This is a genomic window from Fructobacillus fructosus KCTC 3544, assembly GCF_001438695.1.
GTDB classification, from domain to species: domain Bacteria; phylum Bacillota; class Bacilli; order Lactobacillales; family Lactobacillaceae; genus Fructobacillus; species Fructobacillus fructosus.
The window spans coordinates 68433-86608 of the sequence record NZ_JQBH01000009.1 but is presented as its reverse complement, the minus strand read 5'-3'; the positions used below and the strand labels follow the sequence as shown (position 1 = coordinate 86608).

Sequence of the window (18176 nt, the reverse complement as noted above, 5' to 3'; positions counted from 1 at the left end):
AAAGTAGTTGCCGGAACGCTGGCTGCGAGGATAGGACGACGCGATGCCTGTACATATAAAAATAAAAAAGAGTTTTGGAGAGGTGTCCGAGTCAGGCTTAAGGAGCACGGTTGGAAACCGTGTAAGCGGTTAACGCCGCTTCGAGGGTTCGAATCCCTTCTTCTCCATTCTTTCGGACGCTTAGCTCAGCTGGGAGAGCACCTGCCTTACAAGCAGGGGGTCACAGGTTCGATCCCTGTAGCGTCCATTTGTGCTCTCTTTTTTGTTTTTACAGCATGGACAAGAGTGTTTTAATAGGGTGCGAGTCCCTAGCATGTTGTTCAGTTATTTGACTGATTATTATACTACTTAGGGATATAGTTTAATGGTAGAATAGCGGTCTCCAAAACCGTTGATGGGGGTTCGATTCCCTCTATCCCTGCCATGGCGGTAGTGGTGAAGTGGTTAACACACTGGTTTGTGGATCCAGCATGCGAGGGTTCGATCCCCTTCTACCGCCCTAATAAAGTATTTATACTTTATATTGCCCTTGTGGCGGAATTGGCAGACGCGCTGGACTCAAAATCCAGTGGTGGCAACACCGTGTGGGTTCGACTCCCACCGAGGGCATCGTCAAAGGCAACTCAGAAATGAGTTGCCTTTTTTGTATCGAAAAGACGGTTGAACCTTGATTATCATGGTGTTTTTAGGTATTCTTGTTATTAGTAGACTAGGCATAAAGTGCCGTGTTTTGGGGGACAATTTTGAATCCAGAAAGCTTTAAAAATCAATTAGCAATGGCCGGTGTTCACTTGAGTGACGACCAAATGGCACAGTTTGCGACATATTTTGACGAATTAGTGACCGTCAACGAATCCTTTAACTTGACAGCGATTACTGAACAAGATGAGGTTTATTTAAAGCACTTCTTTGATTCACTGACTTTGGTCTTGAAGGTTCCAGAACTCTTGGAAGGTTCAGCTAGTTTGATTGATGTTGGTTCTGGTGCTGGCTTTCCTGCGTTACCGCTAAAAATTGCTTTGCCAAACTTGAAGATTACCATGGTTGATTCTTTAAATAAGCGAGTAAATTTCTTGAAGAACACTGTTAAAAAGCTTGGGCTGAATGATGTGCAAGTTTTACATGGTCGTGCCGAAGATTTGGGACACGACTCTAAACTGCGCGAATCGTTCGACTTTGCAACGGCCCGTGCGGTCGCACGTACACAGGTTTTAGCCGAATACACATTGCCGTTCGTTAAAGTTGGCGGCGAGTTTCTCGTTATGAAGGGCTCTGCTGGTCAAGAAGAGATGAATGCTGGTAAGAAGGCTTTGGCGACCCTTGGTGGTGAGTTATTGTCTGAAAAGACTTTTGAATTACCAAACGGCGATCCGAGGGTTATTCAAGTTGTTAAAAAGGTGGCGAAAACACCGAAGAAGTATCCAAGACAAGCAGGGACGCCGACTAAAAAGCCCCTGTAGTAAGATATGTAAAGGAGCCGAACTGTGGCAAAAATCATTGCGTTGGCCAATCAAAAGGGAGGCGTCGGGAAGACGACGACCAGCATTAACCTTTCAGCTGCCTTAGCAAAGGCTGGAAAGCGAGTTCTTTTAGTGGACGCTGATCCACAGGGGAATGCTTCATCTGGTGTTGGAGTGGATAAATCGACTTTGGAGTCAGACATCTACGATGTTTTAATCCAAGACACGCCAGTTAATGAAGTGATTTTGCCTTCTTCTACTCCTGGCTTGGACATTTTGCCAACGACCATTCAGTTGTCGGAAGCAGAAGTTCAATTAGTTGATTTACCTGAGCGTGAGTATCGTTTGTCCAAAGCACTAGCGAAAGTACAAGCTGATTATGATTATGTGATTATCGATAACCCGCCTTCGCTTGGACTACTTACTATCAATTCCTTTACGGCAGCAGATGCTGTTCTGATTCCAGTTCAGACTGAATTTTACGCGCTGGAAGGGCTGGGACAGTTGATTAATACAATTGAACTGGTTCGCCAGGGTTTGAACCCCGATTTGGAGATGGCCGGCATTTTACTCACAATGTATGATGGTCGCACGAATCTGGGTAAGCAGGTGTCCGAACAAGTAAGGACATATTTTGAAGATCGGGTTTATCAGACAGTTATTCCTCGATCTGTCCGATTGTCGGAGGCACCATCGTACGGACAAGCCATCATTGACTTTGATCCTAAATCACCTGGTGCTCGACTTTATACAGAATTTGCAAAGGAGGTCATGGCACAGTATGGCTAAACAAAAAAGTGGTCTAGGGAAAAACATGGACTCTCTCTTTGGGTCGAACGGGATTTCGAAGCAAGCCCTAGAACATTCCAAAACAATTACAAGAACGGCTGATGATGGTGAGAAAGTGATTGACTTGCCGCTGGCAAAAATCGAAGCGAACCCTTTTCAGCCCCGTCATCACTTTGATGAGGATTCCATTAAGGAACTTGCTCAATCCATTAAAGAAAACGGATTACTTACCCCGATTATTGTTCGAAAGTCTGGTAGTAAGTATCAAATTATTGCCGGAGAACGTCGCTTTCGTGCAACAAAAGTGTTGAAGGAAAAGACGATTACGGCCATTGTTCGTGAAACGAATGATGAAACCATGGCGACGCTGGCATTGATTGAAAACCTGCAACGCGACAATTTGGACCCGATTGAAGAAGCGCGTGCCTATGCAAATTTGATGGCTCAGTTGAGTTTGACCCAGTCAAAGTTGGCGGACAGAGTTGGGAAAGAACGGACAACCATTGCTAATGCCCTGCGTCTTTTGAAGCTGCCAGATAAGGTTCAAGAACTTGTCCAGCAAGGCCAACTGTCAATGGGACAAGCGCGTGCCTTGTTGGGATTGGAGAAAGAATCGCAACTAAATTCTGTGCTCTCAACCATTTTGAAGGAAGGCTTGAATGTCCGTCAGGTTGAAGCATTGGTGAAGAAAGCGAATGCTGGTGAAAAAGCTAAGAAGATTGAAAAGGAACCCTCACCCTTTGCCGAAGATTTGGCACTCCGTTTGGAAGACAAGTTTGGGACTAAAGTTCGGGTGAATGCCGGTAAGAAGGGTTCCGGTAAAATCGAGATCAACTATGTTTCAAATCGCGATTTGGAACGAATCCTAGAAATCTTAGCCATCGAGGTGGACTAATGGTTGAAAAGAAAGAATATGGTCTTGGCGATTTAGTTCAGATGAAAAAGCCACATGCCTGTGGCACGAACGCCTGGATTATTAACCGCATGGGTGCCGATATCAAGTTGACTTGTTCGGCTTGTGAACGGACGATTATGCTCACTCGTTTTAACTTTGATAAGCGTCTGAAAAAGGTGCTTGAAAAAGCGGACGAAAGAAAAGAAGATTAGTCAAAGGAAAGGACTGATAACATGGCTTTAACAGCTGGTATTGTTGGTTTACCCAATGTTGGTAAATCAACACTTTTTAATGCAATTACAAAGGCCGGAGCCGAAATGGCGAACTACCCCTTTGCGACAATTGAGCCTAACGTAGGGATTGTTGAAGTGCCAGATAAGCGTTTGGCGCGAATTCAGGAATTGATTCCTGCTCAAAAAGTTGTGCCAACGACTTTTGAATTTACCGATATTGCGGGTATCGTTAAGGGTGCTTCCAAGGGGGAAGGACTCGGTAATAAGTTCTTGGAAAACATTCGTCAGGTGAACGCCATTGTTCACGTTGTTCGTGCCTTTGATGACGATGAAATTATTCATGTTAACGGCAAGGTTGACCCATTGGATGACATTGCCACCATCAACACCGAATTAGTATTGGCGGATTTGGAAGCAGTTGAAAAGCGTTACGCCAAAGTCGCTCGTGCTGCCAAGGGCTCTGATAAGACGGCCAAAGCAGAGGCCGCTGTTTTGGAAAAGATTAAGCCTGTCCTAGAAGAGGGCAAGGCCGTTCGTTCCATTGACTTTAACGAAGAAGAGCAGGCCATTGTGAAGGGCCTCTTCCTCTTGACGTCAAAGCCAACGCTCTATGTGGCTAACATCGCTGAAGACGATATGGCAGATCCCGAAAATTCACCATATTACAAGCAGATTAAGGAATTTGCAGATAGTGAAAATTCTGAAGTGATTGCCTTGTCTGCGAACGCTGAAGAAGAAATTGCCCAACTTGACGATGATGAAAAAGCTGATTACCTTGAATTAGCAGGTGTTTCTGAACCTGGCTTGGACAAGCTGATTCGCTCTGCTTATCATTTGTTGGATTTGCGAACGTTCTTCACTGCTGGTGAAAAAGAGACCCGTGCTTGGACTTTTAAGGCTGGTGCAAAGGCCCCTCAGGCTGCCGGTGTCATCCACTCGGACTTTGAACGCGGATTTATTCGTGCCGAAACCTTCTCCTTTGATGATTTGGATAAGTATGGTTCTGAAAAAGCCGTCAAGGAAGCCGGTCGACTACGTTCTGAAGGGAAAGAATACGTGGTTCAAGATGGTGACATCATGGAATTCCTCTTTAACGTTTAATGAGCAAGAAAAGGTGAGACGATGACAGAAGTCCAACATAAATTAACAAAGAAGAACCAGGACTTTCTTTTCCGGTTAAATAAGGGCTTGGCTGAAACGGACAAGTTGAATGAAACGGAAAAAGAAGAAATCCTAGGTGAGGTTGAGGAGAAACTTTCAGAGGGGCAAAAACTGGGGCACACGGCGGCTCAGCTTTTTGGTACGCCCTCAGAAGCTTTGGAGAAATTCTTGAATCCCATTCGGTTGGCGAAGGGATTTCATGACTATTCTTTTGCCTTCCTGGCAACTGATACGGCACTGGTCTTGATTATGTTCTTGACTGGATTCTTTACCGTTACGATGGGCTTCTCGGGATCAAAAGCGGGTTCTGAAGGAATTGGGATTGTGTCCATTTTGCTTCTATCCATTTGGGGAGGGGCGATTTACACCTTAGCCATGCAGCGGTTAATCCCTAATCCTCAAGAAGATAATCAAAAAAAGAAGTTGCCGAACTGGCTACTGATGATTATCGTGGCCGTCCTTTGGATTGGTGGTTTCACCCTCTTCCTATACGTACCTTCCTTCTTGAACCCTGTCTTACCTGTATGGGGGAATGGTTTGGTCTTCTTTATTGCTTGGGCACTGTACTTCGTTAATCGTCGTTATGCTGGTCTCAAGCATGGTGGTATCTTAGCCATTTCCAAGCTTGCGCAACAAGAACGATTGAAGCAGAATGAAGAAAAGCGGGGCTAATATGAAAATTTTAGTTGTTGATGATGATCAAGAAATCGCAGAACTGCTTGAAATTTATTTGAAAAATGAAGGTTACGAACCGCTGATTGCCAAGGATGGGAAAGAAGCGTTGTCTAAGTTCAATACGAACCCTGACATCGCCTTAATGGTCTTAGACATCATGATGCCAAACATGACTGGTTTCGATGTCTTAAAAGAAGTCCGAAAAGACACCCACATGCCCATCTTGATGTTATCGGCCAAGTCCTCTGACATGGATAAAATTCAGGGATTGATCTCCGGTGCTGATGATTACGTGACGAAGCCCTTCAATCCACTAGAAGTGATGGCTCGGATTCGCTCATTGATTCGACGTTCGCAAAACGCCGTTCAAGAGCAAAAGCCGGATGTCTTATCCGTTGCTTCGCTTGTGATTAATAAAGATTCACACGATGTTAAGACGGCATCTGGGGAACTTGTCAATTTAACGGCGCTGGAATTCGGTATTTTATACCTGCTGGCTTCACACCCGAACCGCGTCTTTTCTGCTGACGATATTTTTGAACGTGTTTGGCAGCAAGAGTCCGTTGTTTCGGCTAAAACCGTTATGGTCCACGTTTCCCATCTCCGCGATAAGCTTGAAGAAGCAACTGGCGGCGACCAGGTCATTCAAACTGTCTGGGGAGTTGGTTATAAAATCGAAGTGAATTAACATGGCCAAAAAAGTGACAATTATATGCCAAGCTTTTGTGAAAATCACATTAGCCTTTGCTTTTATATTTGCAGCAGCTTGGCTGATCTTCTTTGATTTATTAAAAGAAAGGCCTAGCTGGTCAAATTGGACTAGTTGGCCTTCTTTTTGCCTTTTTGTTCTTTTCTTTAGCTTAATCGCTTTCATTTCCATAATTGGACAGACACGACAGAAAAGTCGAATGATGTTGCTATCAGAGAGTCTAAAGAGCAAAGTGACCACGAAGTTGCAGTTGGACTGTCCTGAGAAATTGCATGGTTCGCCCGAAAAGCAATTAGACGAACTTTTTGACTTTGTCATTGAGCGTTATAACCATGAGCGGTTAGAGCAACGTCAAATGGCGGCTTCAAAGGAAGAGATGATGACAAACATCTCGCATGATTTAAGAACGCCTTTAACGGCCATTATTGGCTATTTAGGATTGGTTGTAACGCCAACCACAGTCATGAGAGAAGGAGACCAGCAAAAATATTTGGAAACGGCTTACCATAAAGCGAATCAGATGAAAATGCTGGTGGAGGATCTTTTTGAATTTGCTAAGTTGCAGTCCTCGCAGATTACGCTGAACGTAAGGGACTTTTCACTCGGCGATTTATTCGAGCAGGTGCTGGCAAATTATGCGGTTGAAGCGGAAAAAAGAGGCATTCGGTTAACCACACAATTGGCACCGGATTTTATCGTCATGGCTGGCGATTCAGAAAAACTAGCTCGGGTATTAATTAATTTAGTTGAAAATGCCTTAAAGTACGGTCAGGATGCTTCTTTTATTAAGTTAACTGGGCAAGAAAAGGCAAATAATCAAGTGGAGATTCGTGTTGTTAACGATGGACCTGCTATCCCGCAAGAGGCATTGACGCAATTATTCAATCGCTTTTATCGAGTCGAGTCTTCTCGCAATACTGGTACGGGTGGGACTGGGCTTGGTCTGTCAATTGTCAAAGGGGTGATCGATAAACACCATGGTAGCGTCCGGGCAGAATCGTCAGAGGAGCTCACCTCTTTCATCATCACTTTGCCGAAAAAACAAGAAAAAGAAGAGTAGTAGATGGGTAAGAAGAAAACAGTGAAGGTACCACGAGAGAAAAAAGGTCTTCACCGCATACAATCAAAGTGGCTGGTTTTGTTCGTTTTGTTGTTAGCAATTGTTGGTTTGTTAACGACGCTTTTTTGGCCACATGTCCATAAAACTGTTGTTCAAACCACAACAAAGAAAACAGCACCAATTTCTCTATCGGTCGATGCCAAGTCCGCTCTGGTTGTTGATTTAAATACTGGTCAAATTATTGGCGAAAAAAACGCCAATAAGCAAGTAGCCATTGCTTCACAATCCAAGATGCTTGTTGCTTATGGTGTCTTGAAGGCGATTGAACAAAAGAAGATTACCTGGGAAAGTCAGGTGACGATTCCAGCTAATGCCGATTTGTCGAGCCAGAACACATCGCTTTATTCGCATCTAAATATCAAGACTGGTGACAAGGTGCCGGTTAGGGACCTTTACACAGCCATGTTTGAAAAGTCGGCGAACGATGCTGCCTTTGCCCTTGTCACCTATTTGTCAGGCGACTCCAGTAAGGATCAAGAGACGCTTGAAAAATGGGCCAAAGAATTGAACTTAACTGGTTCAGCTTGGTACAACGGTGCCGGACAAAAGAATGGGGAAGCGTTTGAAAACGACGTGTCTTCGTCTTCCGATTCTGCCTACAACCATGCTTCTGCCATTCAGGTTGCACAAATTGCTCGTAAAATTGTGCAAATGGATCCTTCGCTCTTGCAAATAACGGAATCACCTAACCTGGTGTACACCAAGAATAAAACCACTAAGGTGACTGAAGCCTCTGACTTTGGGGCCTCCTTTGCTTCAATGGTAGCCGGTCTAGACAATCCCAATGAATTGCAACTCTTGGGGTTGAAAACGGGTTCAACACCCGAATCGGGTGCGGCTTATACAGGCATTGTAAAGGATAAAAAAGGGCACCTCTTCTTAACGGTGATTAATGGCGCTGCGGACTATACTGACAAGACGGAACGCTTTCAAAAAACCGTCGATATGGTTAATCAAGTGCTTGATGGGACGGTTGCTCACGACTATGAGGCTGGTTCAGTGTTAAAAGGGGCTTCGACTTTGGCAATTAAGGATGCTAAGGTGAAAGCCAAGGTACAGGTTGCTCAAACAACGACCTATTGGAACCAATCGAAAGCCGGTTTGTCATTGATGGAAGCGCCTGTTTTGACAAAAAAGCCTGCGGCTTCTGACACCAAGGTACTTGCTCATATTGCTGTTGATTTTAAGGGAGAATACCTTCCTGGAACTTCTGACGATGATAAAGCCATTCCATTGGAATTAGCTGGTCAGTCAATTGAAAATCAGTAAAAAAAGACCCGTTGGGGTCTTTTTTACTTGATATTATTCTGTTTTCCATCGAAGAATTGCTGCATAGCTTCGACAGATTTATCAGAACCCACGAAATAAATGGTATCCCCAGGTAGGATATTGGCGTATGGACCGGGTGACAGGATTAAATCATCGTTGTGCAGAATGGCAATAATGGTTGCGCCAGTGTTTTGCCAAATGTTCAATGATCCGATGGACTGATTCAGTTTTTCAGAATGATTATTCGGAACATATTCAAAGGGCGACATGGGATTTTGCTGTCGAACACGTTGCGTTTGATCTAAAAGAAGAGAGAAAGATTCGTCGAGATTGGTAAGATCTTCTTTCTGTTTGGCAATCAATGCTTTAATTTGGCTGTGGGTTTCTTGTAAATTACGCGACTCTTTTGCCTGGGCGAGAAAGTCACGGGCCTTTTCTCTTGAAAGTACTTCAACACCAGAGCCGTGAACCGGCCGAACGATGTCTAAATCGGCCAGAACAGAAATGGCTTTTCGCGCAGTTTCAGCCGAAACACCGAAAGTAGCAGCCAAGGTTGATCGTGCGTGAAGCTTTTGGCCAACTTCGAATTTTTTTGTCACGATTGCTTCGGCGATGTCCTGTGCAATCTTGTGGTAGCGGGGTTCTTTGATTTTAGGCATTTGTGAAATTCTTTAACAAAGTGTTTTGAATGTTAATCTTCATTTGACAAAAGTGACAATCCAGGTATGATAGTAGGTGGTCACTATTGCCCATCTGTCATCAAATACAGGTGGTCACTTGTTAGTTTATTTTAAATTAATAAGATAGTCAACTATAGGAGGATTTATGCCAAAAGTGCAGATTAAGCACTTAACCAAAATCTTCGGTAAGAAGCAAAAAGCTGCTTTGAAGATGGTTAAGGAAAATAAGTCTAAGAATGAAATATTCGAAAAGACGGGTGCAACGGTCGGTGTATACGATATCAACATGGATGTGAACGAAGGGGAGATCTTCGTCATTATGGGACTGTCTGGTTCCGGAAAGTCTACGTTGATTCGTTTGTTAAACCGTTTGATTGAACCAACGTCTGGTCAAATCATCTTAGACGGGAAAGACATTACCCACTATAACAAGAAGCAACTTTTGGACATTCGTCGCAAGAAGATGTCCATGGTCTTCCAAAATTTCGCTTTGTTCCCACACCGGACCATTCTTGAAAACACGGAATATGGTTTGGAAATTCAAGGTGTACCAGCTGCTGAACGTCGCGAGCGTGCCGAAAAGGCGCTCGCCAATTCAAAGTTGCTGTCGTTCAAGGATCAGTATCCCTCACAACTTTCTGGTGGGATGCAACAGCGTGTCGGACTGTCCCGTGCTTTGACGAACGATCCAGACATTCTGCTAATGGATGAGGCCTTCTCAGCATTGGATCCGTTGGTTCGTCATGAAATGCAGGATGAACTATTGGACTTGCAGCAAAACGTGAAGAAGACGATTATCTTCATTACCCACGATTTGAACGAAGCGCTTCGTTTGGGTGATCGTATCGCCATCATGAAGGATGGTCAGTTGCAACAAATCGGAACCGGTGAAGAAATTTTGACGAACCCTGCTAACGATTACGTTGAAAGTTTCGTTGAAGATGTCGACCGTTCAAAGGTTTTGAATGCTGAATCAATCATGTTCCCAGGATTGACTGTCAACATTGATTCTGATGGACCAAACGTGGCTCTGCACCGCATGCAGGAAGAGGAAGTTTCTGGTTTGGTAGCCGTTGATGGACAGCGTAAGTTTGCGGGCTATATTACGTCTGACGCCGCCGTTAAGGCTCGTCGAGAGAAGCTAAGCTTACGCGATGTCATGTCTGACATGCCAACGGTTAAGCCAGATACTTTGGTTGCCGATATTATGACGATTATTTACGACGCCCACACACCTGTAGCGGTTGTTGATGACGACCACAAGCTACGCGGAATCATCATTCGTGGTGCGGTTATCGAAGCATTAGCACAAACGGAAGGAGACGGACAAGACAATGACTAATTTATTATCCATTGATAAGTTGCCATTGGCCCAATGGGTCTCCGATGGTGTGAACTGGATGACGAAGAACTGGTCAGGTTTCTTCGATGCCATCCAAACGGCTGGACAGGGATTCATGGATACCATGACAAACTTTTTGTCCGCGATTCCTCAGCCAATTTTTATTGTCGCCTTAGCCTTGATTGCTTGGTTAACGACACCAAAGAAGTACGGTCTACCAACATTGATTGTCCTTGGCTTAGCCTTAATTGCTAACCAGGGCTTGTGGTCGGATTTGATGCAAACGATTACCTTGGTTTTGACTTCGTCCATCGTTTCGTTGGTGATTGGAATTCCTTTGGGAATTTGGACGTCAAAGTCGCAGAAGGCCTACGCTGTTGTTAAGCCAATTCTTGACTTTATGCAGACAATGCCAGCCTTTGTGTACTTGATTCCAGCCGTTGCCTTCTTTGGTATCGGAATGGTCCCAGGAACGTTTGCTTCCGTGATTTTTGCCTTGCCACCAGTTGTGAACTTCACTTACCTTGGTTTGAAGCAGGTACCTGAATCATTGATTGAAGCCGCTGATTCATTCGGATCAACGACTTGGCAAAAGTTATTCAAATTGGAATTGCCATCGGCTAAGCCATCAATTATTGCTGGTTCAAAGCAGACAATTATGTTGGCTTTGTCTATGGTGGTGACGGCTTCCATGATTGGGGCACCGGGTCTTGGACGTGGTGTTCTGTCAGCCGTTCAACACGCTGACGTTGGGGCCGGTTTCGTTAACGGAATTGCCTTGGTTATCTTGGCGATTATCATTGACCGTTTTGTTCAAAAGATGAACACGAACCCAGTCACGACACCAAAACTGCCAAAGTGGCGTAAGATTGCTGCCTGGGTAATGGTTGCCATTTTTGCTATTTCTGGAATTGCCGGTTCATTTACCGCTGCGCAACAGGCTGGCAAGAAGGTCAACCTGGGCTACGTGGAATGGGATTCCGAAGTTGCTTCCACGAACGTTCTGGCTGAAGCTATGCGTCAGCACGGTTACGATGTGACAACGACGCCTTTGGACAATGCGGTTAACTGGCAATCAATTGCTAACAAGCAAATTGATGGTACGGTATCTGCTTGGTTGCCAACCACACACAAGGCAATGCTGCAAAAGTACAAGAACCAGGTTGACGTGCTTGGAACGAACCTTTCTGGTGTTCGTCTGGGACTAGTGGTGCCAGACTACATGGACGTTAATTCAATTTCTGATTTGACGAATCAAGCCGATAAGCAAATCGTCGGAATTGAAGCTGGTGCCGGTGTCATGACAGCTGCTCAGAAGACGATTGACAGCTATCCAAACCTTTCTGGTTGGAAGTTAACGGCTTCATCATCCGGAGCCATGACAGCTGCCCTTGATAAGGCCTACAAGGCTAAGCAGCCAATCGTAGTTACTGGCTGGACGCCTCACTGGATGTTTAACAAGTACCATTTGAAGTTCTTGGAAGATCCTAAGAAGACAATGGGTGGAGAAGAATCCATTAAGACCGTTGTTCGTAAGAACCTGAAGTCAACGAACCCAGACGTCTACAAGGTAATGAAGAACTTCCACTGGAGTCAAGACGATATGCAGTCCGTTATGCTTGAGATTCAAAACGGTAAGTCGCCTAAGCAGGCTGCCGATGACTGGATCAAGGCACACAAGAGCCAGGTTAACGCTTGGTTTAAGTAATCAATGATTGCATGATAAAAGACCAATCCATTAGGATTGGTCTTTTTCTTTTGCTCTAAAAGTCGAAGCATTACTTTTTCGGCAGAATGGCGCGCAGTAGTTGCTTACTGATATTGTCATCTGAGTATGACAGCACGTTCTTTTTGTATAGTGCCAAACCAAAGTGTAACAAGAGAATGAGGGCGATAAACGTTAAACCAAGTGATAGGCTAGCTTGCCACCAAGTAGCATAGTGGTTAGCTAACTGACTCGGCATAATGGACTGGCCCATGAGGGGGATGTAAGACAGGATTTGGACAAAGGTATTATTTCCAGTTGATGATGAGCTGGAAAGGGCCACGATATAAGGAATCAAGGCTAACATTGTGACCGGTGTCATTGCCTGTGAGATTTGGCTTTGGTCATTCACCAGAGAAGCAGCGATGGCCGCAATGACCAAGTACGCTGCCGTCGCAATGACGATAAAAGCAATGGTGAAAAAGAGAAAGCCTGGGGTTAGTGCCGACAGGTATGGGGCAATTGATTTCGCCCAACTGGCATTGGCTGAAAAGAGAACGGTTGCGGTTCCCGCCACGGCATAAATGGCAATTTGGGTTAGCAGTAGGCCTGCAACCCCAATTATTTTCCCGTAGTACTGTGCCTTGGCTGATGAAGCAGCGAGCAGAGTTTCCATGATGCGTGAAGACTTTTCATTGGCAATTTCGTTCCCGATGATTGAGGCGTAGATTGAGACAATGATGAAAACCAAAATACCCACGGCCATGGTTAACATCTGTTTGACTGTGTCAGCCGCTTCGGAGTCTTTACTTTGGTTCTTGTCTTGAACCTTTGACGTAAGCTTGAAAGGACTTTGAAGATCAGCCACTTGGCTAGCGGTTAGCTGATATTTGGCTGCCTTTTCGGAAAGGGCCATTTGGCTAAGGAAAGTCTTCAGCTTACTGGTATCGACTTCGTTTGATTTGGGTTGGGTGAGCAAGGTGCCTTGATCATCTTTAATAATCAAAACGGCATCGATGTCTTCTTTTGACAGTGACTGCTTGGCCTTTGTTTCATCCGTTTGATTATTGACCTTCAGATTTAATTCCTTTTGGTCACTCTTAATGGCCTGGCGCATTTGGGTTGGTGCAATGACGGCAACTTCCGCACTTTTATCTGATGAAAAGGCAGCGACAGCAAAGCCAACAATCGCTCCAACCAAAACGGGGGCAATGGGGGCAACGAGCAGCCACCAGAAAGACTTTTTCTTTAAACGCGTTAAATAGGTATGCTTGGCAACGAGTGAAATCTGTTTATTCATGGGCCATCACCTCCGTTTTGAAAATTTCGGCCAGTGTTGGTGGTTGCTGTGAAAAGGCGGGGATGTAACCATCCTTCGTGACGGTCGTGAAGATGGCCCGACCGGCTTCCTCGTTTTCTAGGTAAAGTCGGTAACCAGCTCCGGCTTTTTCCACCCGCGCTACACCGGCCATTGCCGCAAAGTCAGTGGCTGTGAACTGCGGCGCTTCGACGTAGAGACGGGTCCGGCCAAAGGATTCGCGAATTTCTTGAACGTTTCCTTGCAAAACCGTCCGGCCTTCCTTCAACATAACGAGATGGTCTGAAATTTCTGTCACGTTGTCCATGTTGTGGGAAGAAAAGATAATCATCGCACCCTGTTTCTTGAGTTCCTTGATGGTATCCATGAAGAGGGCGGCATTGACAGGGTCTAAGCCAGAAAATGGTTCGTCCAAAATGATAAACTTGGGCTTGAAAATTAACGCTAAAATCATCTGCACTTTTTGGGCATTTCCCTTGGAAAGGGTTTGAACCAGGTCGCCAGCTTTGCCGACCACCTGCAACTTGTCCATCCAGACGGCGAGTTCACGTTTGGCCTCTTCTTTTTGCATGCCGTGTAGCTCGGCTAAGTAGAGAACCTGTTCTTCGATAGATTCCTTTTGATATAAGCCGCGTTCTTCGGGAAGAAAGCCGATTTGGCGTCGTCGATCATCTGAAATGGGTTGCCCGTCCCAAGTGACCGTTCCTGAATCTGCAGCGATAAAGTCTAAAATCATTCGGAAAGTCGTGGTCTTTCCTGCACCGTTTTGCCCAATCAAACCCAGGACTTCACCTGGCTTGATTGTAACGGACAAATCGGAGACTGCCTGTTTGTCACCAAATGTTTTATTAAGGTGAGATAAGGTAATCATAAATTACTCCTTCTTGTTCATTTGACCATGTGCTTTTCTATACATGATCACTTACCTCTCTATTATACAGAAAACAGTTATTACGTTCTTTGGCCATTGGGATTCTTAGACTTTCTTAAGGAGCGATCACCAAAAATAAAGGACCATAAATCTTGACCCCTCTGCTGAAATCTAGTAAACTGATTAAGTGCTAAATTCATGGCCCCATGGTCAAGTGGTCAAGACGTCGCGTTCTCAGCGCGGAATCGAGGGTTCGACTCCCTCTGGGGCTATTTTTGCCGATACATTGCAAACACGCAGTGTATCGGTTTTTTTGTTTGAAAAAGCGCTATATCAACCTTTCTGGGAGATAAAATATGGCTAAAATAATTTGCTAAAAGGCATAAAAAATACCCTGTTGGCTACAAATTTGCTACAAGGTAATTGATAACTATTTAGAATTTTGTAAAGACCAAGAAATCTCCAACGCTCATCCTTACAACTCTGTTAGGAAGTACAGCTACTTTTCCATGCTACAATGATTCAACATTGTTCATCACGAGGAGAAGAGAATGAAATTGATTAAACAGGGGATGACCACCTTCGACATTAAGATCTTGGGAATCATACTCATGGTTATTGACCATGTCCACCAAATGTTTTTCACGGTGGTTCCAACTTGGGTGGATTATTTTGGTCGACCCGTGGCATTGTTGTTTTTCTTTACCTCTGTGGTTGGATTTAGTCATACACATAGTAAGAAAATGTATATGTTGCGCCTGTACATTGGGATTATCATTATGGCAATTGGAAGCCAGATAATGACGATGCTTTTTCCTTCAGCAATTGGGGTCGAGCTCATTAATAATATTTTCCGTGATCTTTTCTTGGGAACAATTTTAATGAGCGCAGTGGATGCCTTTGGTGTATTTAAAGATAACAAAAGAGTTAGTCAGTTTTTCAAGGGTTTATTCCTTTTGTTGCTACCAATTCTTTTGTCGGTACCGATTTTGCTAATCGGGTCCTTACCCAGTAACGTATCGACCATTGTTGCACAGGTAACCATGATTTTTGTACCTAGCATGGCCATTGCGGAAAATTCTTTGATGATATATTTGATTCCGCTTCTGTACGTTGCCAGAAATTCTCGGATGTGACAAATGATTATCGTGGCAGTGGCTTCGTTATTTTTCTTGTTGAATGGTTCTTACCAATGGCTGATGATTTTTGCCCTGCTCCCAATCTATCTCTACAATGGCCAAAAAGGACGTGGCATGCGTTATTTCTTTTATGTTTTTTATCCAGTCCATATTTGGGGATTGTATTTACTATCATTTTTCCTGATGCGTTAGCCTAGTTGGGTGAGGTACGTTATTTTCAAAAAGTCACCGTGAAGACGGTGGCTTTTTCTTCATACAAAAGAGCAATAGCGAATTTTAGTCATGCTTGCTAATATAGAAAATAAACAATTATTCAATTTTTATAATAAAACAATAAAGTTGTTTCCACAGTTGAGAAGCACATTACCTTTCTGAAAGAGGAAAGCATGGTTATTCTGATTAGTATGATTGCCTTTGTCAGTAGCAACGTTGATGATCTTTTTATTCTGACTTTTTTATTTGCACAGACTAATCGTAAAAAAGAGCAGCTGAATATCTTAATTGGCCAGTATGTGGGCATGGCGATCATTATGATTTTGAGTTTTTTATTGGCCTTTTGTTTTCGCAGTATCGGACAATTATCGTTTCATTATCTTGGATTAGTCCCCATCCTGATTGGCCTTAAAAAAGCCATTGAAATACCCCAGAAGGTGGCAAGAGACAAAACGCAGATAACTGTATTTCAAGTGACGGCTTTAACGATTGCCGGTGGGGGTGAAAACCTTGGGATTTATATTCCTATTTTGCTTACGATTAACCTAGCCAACCAGCTGTTATTTGTTGTGACGTTTGCTTTTTTGATTCCAATTTGGTGGTTAATTGGAAAAATAATTGGTCGGCACCAAGTGGTGATCAGACTGATTCATCGCCAAGAAAAAATTGTGGTTCCTTGTATTTATTTGGTTGTTGGTCTGTGGCTTTTCTTTGGTTGAGCTTTAAAGTACATTTTACAACTTTGTGTATCTTTTCTTTTAAATCATGTAGAATATTTAAGGTAATAATTGTATACATGTTGAGAGAAAAGGTATAGGAAAATGGTTGAAGACACACTAATTTGGGCCTTCTTGATTCTTTTTATTTGGTGGCTTATTGAATGGCGAAAAAATCGAAAGAGTGGATTAAAGATGCAGAAAAGGGCCAAATGGCTTTTGGCATTGGCAGTGCTATCTTTCGTAACAGCTTCGATTATCGCTCCGGATGAAACGGATTCTGCGAACACAAAACAAACCTCTAAGAAGAGTTCGACTAATAAAAGCAGTCAATCGTCCTCTTCTCAGAAAAAGGAAAAAAGCGCTAAGGATGTTGACCGACAGGTTGTTCAAGAACCTGAAGGTATATTGGCCTTTACAGGAAAGAAGCAGCTTGCTATGGGTGACTTGGATACCCATAAGCGGGCCACTTATTCGCACATTCAGCTACAAAATAGTGATGAACCTAAAAAGAAGCGTGCGGCCCGTTTGAAGTATAATCCTGCGGGTTGGCATAACTTTAAGTTCTACTATGGAAATGGATCCAAGCAAGCATGGCTGATGAACCGCGGGCATTTAATTGGTTACCAGTTCTCTGGCCTGAACGATGAAGCTAAAAATTCGGTTCCTGAAACTGCCTGGATGAATGCTGGTGACTACAAGGGAACGAATTCCAAGAATAAGGATTCAATGCTTTATTACGAAAAGCGTCTCGATTCTTGGCTGTCCAACCATCCCCACTACTGGCTAGATTATATGGTCAAACCAATTTACCAAGGGGATGAACTGATTCCCCGTCAGGTTGAATTAACTTACGTTGGGCTTGATTCAGATGGTAAAGTCCTACAAATTAAGTTCGACTCTGATAAAGAAACGATTGACCAAAATGGTCTGACTCATGTTGTGCTGGATAATGTTTCGCCCAATGCCGATATCGATTATGCAACGGGACGCGCAACGAACACTGTGAAAAAAGCTAGCGTTCAAAAAGCCGAAAAGGCTGCTGCTGAAAAGCAGCAAGCAGAAGAAAAGAAACGCGTTGAGCAACAACAGGCTGAGGAAAAGAAGCGTGCTGAACAACAGCAAGCTGAAGAAAAGAAGCAGGCTGAGGCACAGCAAGCAGCTGCTAGTCAAGCAGCACAACAGGCCGCACAGGTTAACCAAAACACCAACAACACTGCTTCCACGCGCACAGTTTATGTAACAGGCGGTGGAAAATCGAATGTCTATTGGTATGACTTGACGAATCTTCCACCGAAGACGAATCGTGCCAACATTGTGACCATGACGGAGGCGGAAGCCCAGGCTCAAGGAAAGCGCCTTTCCTTACGTCAATAAGTAAAAAGTACCCGTTGAATTAACAATGGGTACTTTTTTTATTGTTATTGTGAATCGGGGGTGGACTTACTTTTCAAGTCATCCAAGTCTTTTTTTCCTAAGTAATCTTTGTAATCCAAGCCGGAATAGATAAATCCTTGGCTCTTGTCCGTTGGTTCGGTGGTGTAAATGGTAAAGATGCCCATTCGTTCGTAGTAGGCTACAACGGCTTGTTTTTTGCCATTAACTGTTAACATGGTTTTCCAGAATTGACCACCGTCTGGATGATAATCATCAATCGGGAATTCACCTTCGACCATGGCTGGTTGCCTTTTTTGCTGCCCAATGTAAAAAGTCGTTTTGCTGGTTAGTCTGTTTAAACTGTTTTCTTTTTCTTGTTGACTCTTATTGTATGTACAAATTGCACCAGCAAGAATCAATAAGATGGCAAAAAATAGGTTGGTTGTCTTTTTTTGTTTGGTCATATTACACTCTCTTCTACTTTCTCTTTTATAAGATTACGAT

General features: G+C 43.8%; 19 protein-coding genes and 6 tRNA genes. 21 read left to right on the top strand and 4 right to left on the bottom strand.

All coding sequences use genetic code 11. The annotated features are described in order from the left end of the window. Positions 1–76 precede the first annotated feature (76 nt). The 14 genes from IV71_RS05415 (at position 77) to IV71_RS05350 (ending at position 8311) form a co-directional block, all read left to right on the top strand. Positions 77–167: transfer RNA gene (locus IV71_RS05415), tRNA-Ser, on the top strand. Between the two features lie 7 nt (positions 168–174). Next, positions 175–247, top strand: a tRNA-Val gene (locus IV71_RS05410). A gap of 103 nt (positions 248–350) precedes the next feature. Beyond that, positions 351–424, top strand: a tRNA-Trp gene (locus IV71_RS05405). Positions 425–426: 2 nt separating this feature from the next. After that, positions 427–499: transfer RNA gene (locus tag IV71_RS05400), tRNA-His, on the top strand. 26 nt (positions 500–525) lie between these two features. After that, a tRNA-Leu gene (locus IV71_RS05395) sits at positions 526–609 on the top strand. 134 nt (positions 610–743) lie between these two features. Continuing rightward, positions 744–1460 (top strand): 16S rRNA (guanine(527)-N(7))-methyltransferase RsmG, encoded by a 717-nt coding sequence (gene rsmG, locus IV71_RS05390; RefSeq protein WP_010690709.1) that lies wholly within the window; start codon positions 744–746, stop codon positions 1458–1460. A gap of 24 nt (positions 1461–1484) precedes the next feature. Continuing rightward, the gene (locus tag IV71_RS05385) at positions 1485–2249 is read left to right on the top strand and encodes a ParA family protein (protein WP_010690710.1); all 765 of its coding nucleotides are present in this window, start codon (positions 1485–1487) and stop codon (positions 2247–2249) included. Continuing rightward, the gene (locus tag IV71_RS05380; RefSeq protein WP_010690711.1) at positions 2242–3144 is read left to right on the top strand and encodes a ParB/RepB/Spo0J family partition protein; all 903 of its coding nucleotides are present in this window, start codon (positions 2242–2244) and stop codon (positions 3142–3144) included. Before IV71_RS05385 ends, IV71_RS05380 begins: the two co-directional genes overlap by 8 nt. Then, positions 3144–3356, top strand: a complete 213-nt coding sequence (locus tag IV71_RS05375; protein ID WP_010690712.1) for a DUF951 domain-containing protein — start codon at positions 3144–3146, stop codon at positions 3354–3356. The genes IV71_RS05380 and IV71_RS05375 overlap by 1 nt, the downstream gene beginning before the upstream one ends. A gap of 21 nt (positions 3357–3377) precedes the next feature. Continuing rightward, positions 3378–4478, top strand: a complete 1101-nt coding sequence (gene ychF, locus IV71_RS05370) for a redox-regulated ATPase YchF (RefSeq protein ID WP_010690713.1) — start codon at positions 3378–3380, stop codon at positions 4476–4478. A gap of 21 nt (positions 4479–4499) precedes the next feature. Further along, on the top strand, positions 4500–5210 hold the full coding sequence (locus IV71_RS05365; RefSeq protein WP_010690714.1) for a DUF1129 domain-containing protein: 711 nt from the start codon (positions 4500–4502) through the stop codon (positions 5208–5210). 1 nt (position 5211) lies between these two features. Then, on the top strand, positions 5212–5901 hold the full coding sequence (locus IV71_RS05360; protein WP_010690715.1) for a response regulator transcription factor: 690 nt from the start codon (positions 5212–5214) through the stop codon (positions 5899–5901). A gap of 220 nt (positions 5902–6121) precedes the next feature. After that, entirely contained in the window at positions 6122–6982 is an 861-nt protein-coding gene (locus IV71_RS05355) for a sensor histidine kinase (protein WP_050790537.1), read from the top strand. 3 nt (positions 6983–6985) lie between these two features. Continuing rightward, complete coding sequence (locus tag IV71_RS05350) at positions 6986–8311, top strand: D-alanyl-D-alanine carboxypeptidase family protein (protein ID WP_010690717.1); 1326 nt, start codon at positions 6986–6988, stop codon at positions 8309–8311. A 23-nt stretch (positions 8312–8334) separates the two neighbouring features. Here the strand turns inward: IV71_RS05350 and IV71_RS05345 are convergent, their stop codons facing one another. Continuing rightward, the gene (locus IV71_RS05345) at positions 8335–8970 is read right to left on the bottom strand and encodes a GntR family transcriptional regulator (RefSeq protein WP_010690718.1); all 636 of its coding nucleotides are present in this window, start codon (positions 8968–8970) and stop codon (positions 8335–8337) included. Positions 8971–9136: 166 nt separating this feature from the next. Between IV71_RS05345 and IV71_RS05340 the strand changes: the two genes are divergently transcribed. Both IV71_RS05340 and IV71_RS05335 read left to right on the top strand, forming a co-directional pair. Then, a complete protein-coding gene (locus tag IV71_RS05340; RefSeq protein ID WP_010690719.1) occupies positions 9137–10333 on the top strand; it encodes a quaternary amine ABC transporter ATP-binding protein in 1197 nt (398 codons plus the stop codon). Beyond that, positions 10326–12041, top strand: coding sequence for an ABC transporter permease/substrate binding protein (locus IV71_RS05335; protein WP_010690720.1), 1716 nt, complete (start codon positions 10326–10328; stop codon positions 12039–12041). The genes IV71_RS05340 and IV71_RS05335 overlap by 8 nt, the downstream gene beginning before the upstream one ends. 70 nt (positions 12042–12111) lie before the next feature. On the opposite strand, the gene IV71_RS05330 is transcribed toward IV71_RS05335, so the two are convergent. Together IV71_RS05330 and IV71_RS05325 are read right to left on the bottom strand one after the other, a co-directional pair. Continuing rightward, entirely contained in the window at positions 12112–13338 is a 1227-nt protein-coding gene (locus tag IV71_RS05330) for an ABC transporter permease (RefSeq protein ID WP_010690721.1), read from the bottom strand. Further along, on the bottom strand, positions 13331–14227 hold the full coding sequence (locus IV71_RS05325; protein WP_010690722.1) for an ABC transporter ATP-binding protein: 897 nt from the start codon (positions 14225–14227) through the stop codon (positions 13331–13333). Before IV71_RS05325 ends, IV71_RS05330 begins: the two co-directional genes overlap by 8 nt. A gap of 200 nt (positions 14228–14427) precedes the next feature. Between IV71_RS05325 and IV71_RS05320 the strand changes: the two genes are divergently transcribed. From IV71_RS05320 to IV71_RS05305, 5 genes are all read left to right on the top strand, one after another. Continuing rightward, positions 14428–14499 (top strand) — tRNA-Glu (locus tag IV71_RS05320). A 279-nt stretch (positions 14500–14778) separates the two neighbouring features. Then, positions 14779–15363, top strand: coding sequence for a TraX family protein (locus IV71_RS05315; protein WP_338066608.1), 585 nt, complete (start codon positions 14779–14781; stop codon positions 15361–15363). 3 nt (positions 15364–15366) lie between these two features. Further along, positions 15367–15558 carry a TraX family protein gene (locus IV71_RS08515; protein ID WP_338066609.1) on the top strand — a complete coding sequence of 64 codons (192 nt, stop codon included), beginning with the start codon at positions 15367–15369 and terminating at the stop codon, positions 15556–15558. 194 nt (positions 15559–15752) lie between these two features. Next, positions 15753–16298 carry a cadmium resistance transporter gene (locus IV71_RS05310; RefSeq protein ID WP_010690723.1) on the top strand — a complete coding sequence of 182 codons (546 nt, stop codon included), beginning with the start codon at positions 15753–15755 and terminating at the stop codon, positions 16296–16298. A gap of 102 nt (positions 16299–16400) precedes the next feature. Further along, the gene (locus IV71_RS05305) at positions 16401–17672 is read left to right on the top strand and encodes a DNA/RNA non-specific endonuclease (RefSeq protein ID WP_010690724.1); all 1272 of its coding nucleotides are present in this window, start codon (positions 16401–16403) and stop codon (positions 17670–17672) included. Between the two features lie 44 nt (positions 17673–17716). On the opposite strand, the gene IV71_RS05300 is transcribed toward IV71_RS05305, so the two are convergent. Next, positions 17717–18136, bottom strand: a complete 420-nt coding sequence (locus IV71_RS05300; protein WP_010690725.1) for a hypothetical protein — start codon at positions 18134–18136, stop codon at positions 17717–17719. Between the last annotated feature and the right edge of the window lie 40 nt (positions 18137–18176).

Excerpts from the sequence above, each read along its gene's own strand:
- IV71_RS05380 (WP_010690711.1), top strand. The coding sequence starts at position 2,242 with ATGGCTAAACAAAAAAGTGGTCTAGGGAAAAACATGGACTCTCTCTTT.
- IV71_RS05375 (WP_010690712.1), top strand. The coding sequence starts at position 3,144 with ATGGTTGAAAAGAAAGAATATGGTCTTGGCGATTTAGTTCAGATGAAA.
- ychF (WP_010690713.1), top strand. The coding sequence starts at position 3,378 with ATGGCTTTAACAGCTGGTATTGTTGGTTTACCCAATGTTGGTAAATCA.
- IV71_RS05365 (WP_010690714.1), top strand. The coding sequence starts at position 4,500 with ATGACAGAAGTCCAACATAAATTAACAAAGAAGAACCAGGACTTTCTT.
- IV71_RS05360 (WP_010690715.1), top strand. The coding sequence starts at position 5,212 with ATGAAAATTTTAGTTGTTGATGATGATCAAGAAATCGCAGAACTGCTT.
- IV71_RS05355 (WP_050790537.1), top strand. The coding sequence starts at position 6,122 with ATGATGTTGCTATCAGAGAGTCTAAAGAGCAAAGTGACCACGAAGTTG.
- IV71_RS05350 (WP_010690717.1), top strand. The coding sequence starts at position 6,986 with ATGGGTAAGAAGAAAACAGTGAAGGTACCACGAGAGAAAAAAGGTCTT.
- IV71_RS05345 (WP_010690718.1), bottom strand. The coding sequence starts at position 8,970 with ATGCCTAAAATCAAAGAACCCCGCTACCACAAGATTGCACAGGACATC.
- IV71_RS05340 (WP_010690719.1), top strand. The coding sequence starts at position 9,137 with ATGCCAAAAGTGCAGATTAAGCACTTAACCAAAATCTTCGGTAAGAAG.
- IV71_RS05335 (WP_010690720.1), top strand. The coding sequence starts at position 10,326 with ATGACTAATTTATTATCCATTGATAAGTTGCCATTGGCCCAATGGGTC.
- IV71_RS05330 (WP_010690721.1), bottom strand. The coding sequence starts at position 13,338 with ATGAATAAACAGATTTCACTCGTTGCCAAGCATACCTATTTAACGCGT.
- IV71_RS05325 (WP_010690722.1), bottom strand. The coding sequence starts at position 14,227 with ATGATTACCTTATCTCACCTTAATAAAACATTTGGTGACAAACAGGCA.
- IV71_RS05315 (WP_338066608.1), top strand. The coding sequence starts at position 14,779 with ATGAAATTGATTAAACAGGGGATGACCACCTTCGACATTAAGATCTTG.
- IV71_RS08515 (WP_338066609.1), top strand. The coding sequence starts at position 15,367 with ATGATTATCGTGGCAGTGGCTTCGTTATTTTTCTTGTTGAATGGTTCT.
- IV71_RS05310 (WP_010690723.1), top strand. The coding sequence starts at position 15,753 with ATGGTTATTCTGATTAGTATGATTGCCTTTGTCAGTAGCAACGTTGAT.
- IV71_RS05305 (WP_010690724.1), top strand. The coding sequence starts at position 16,401 with ATGGTTGAAGACACACTAATTTGGGCCTTCTTGATTCTTTTTATTTGG.
- IV71_RS05300 (WP_010690725.1), bottom strand. The coding sequence starts at position 18,136 with ATGACCAAACAAAAAAAGACAACCAACCTATTTTTTGCCATCTTATTG.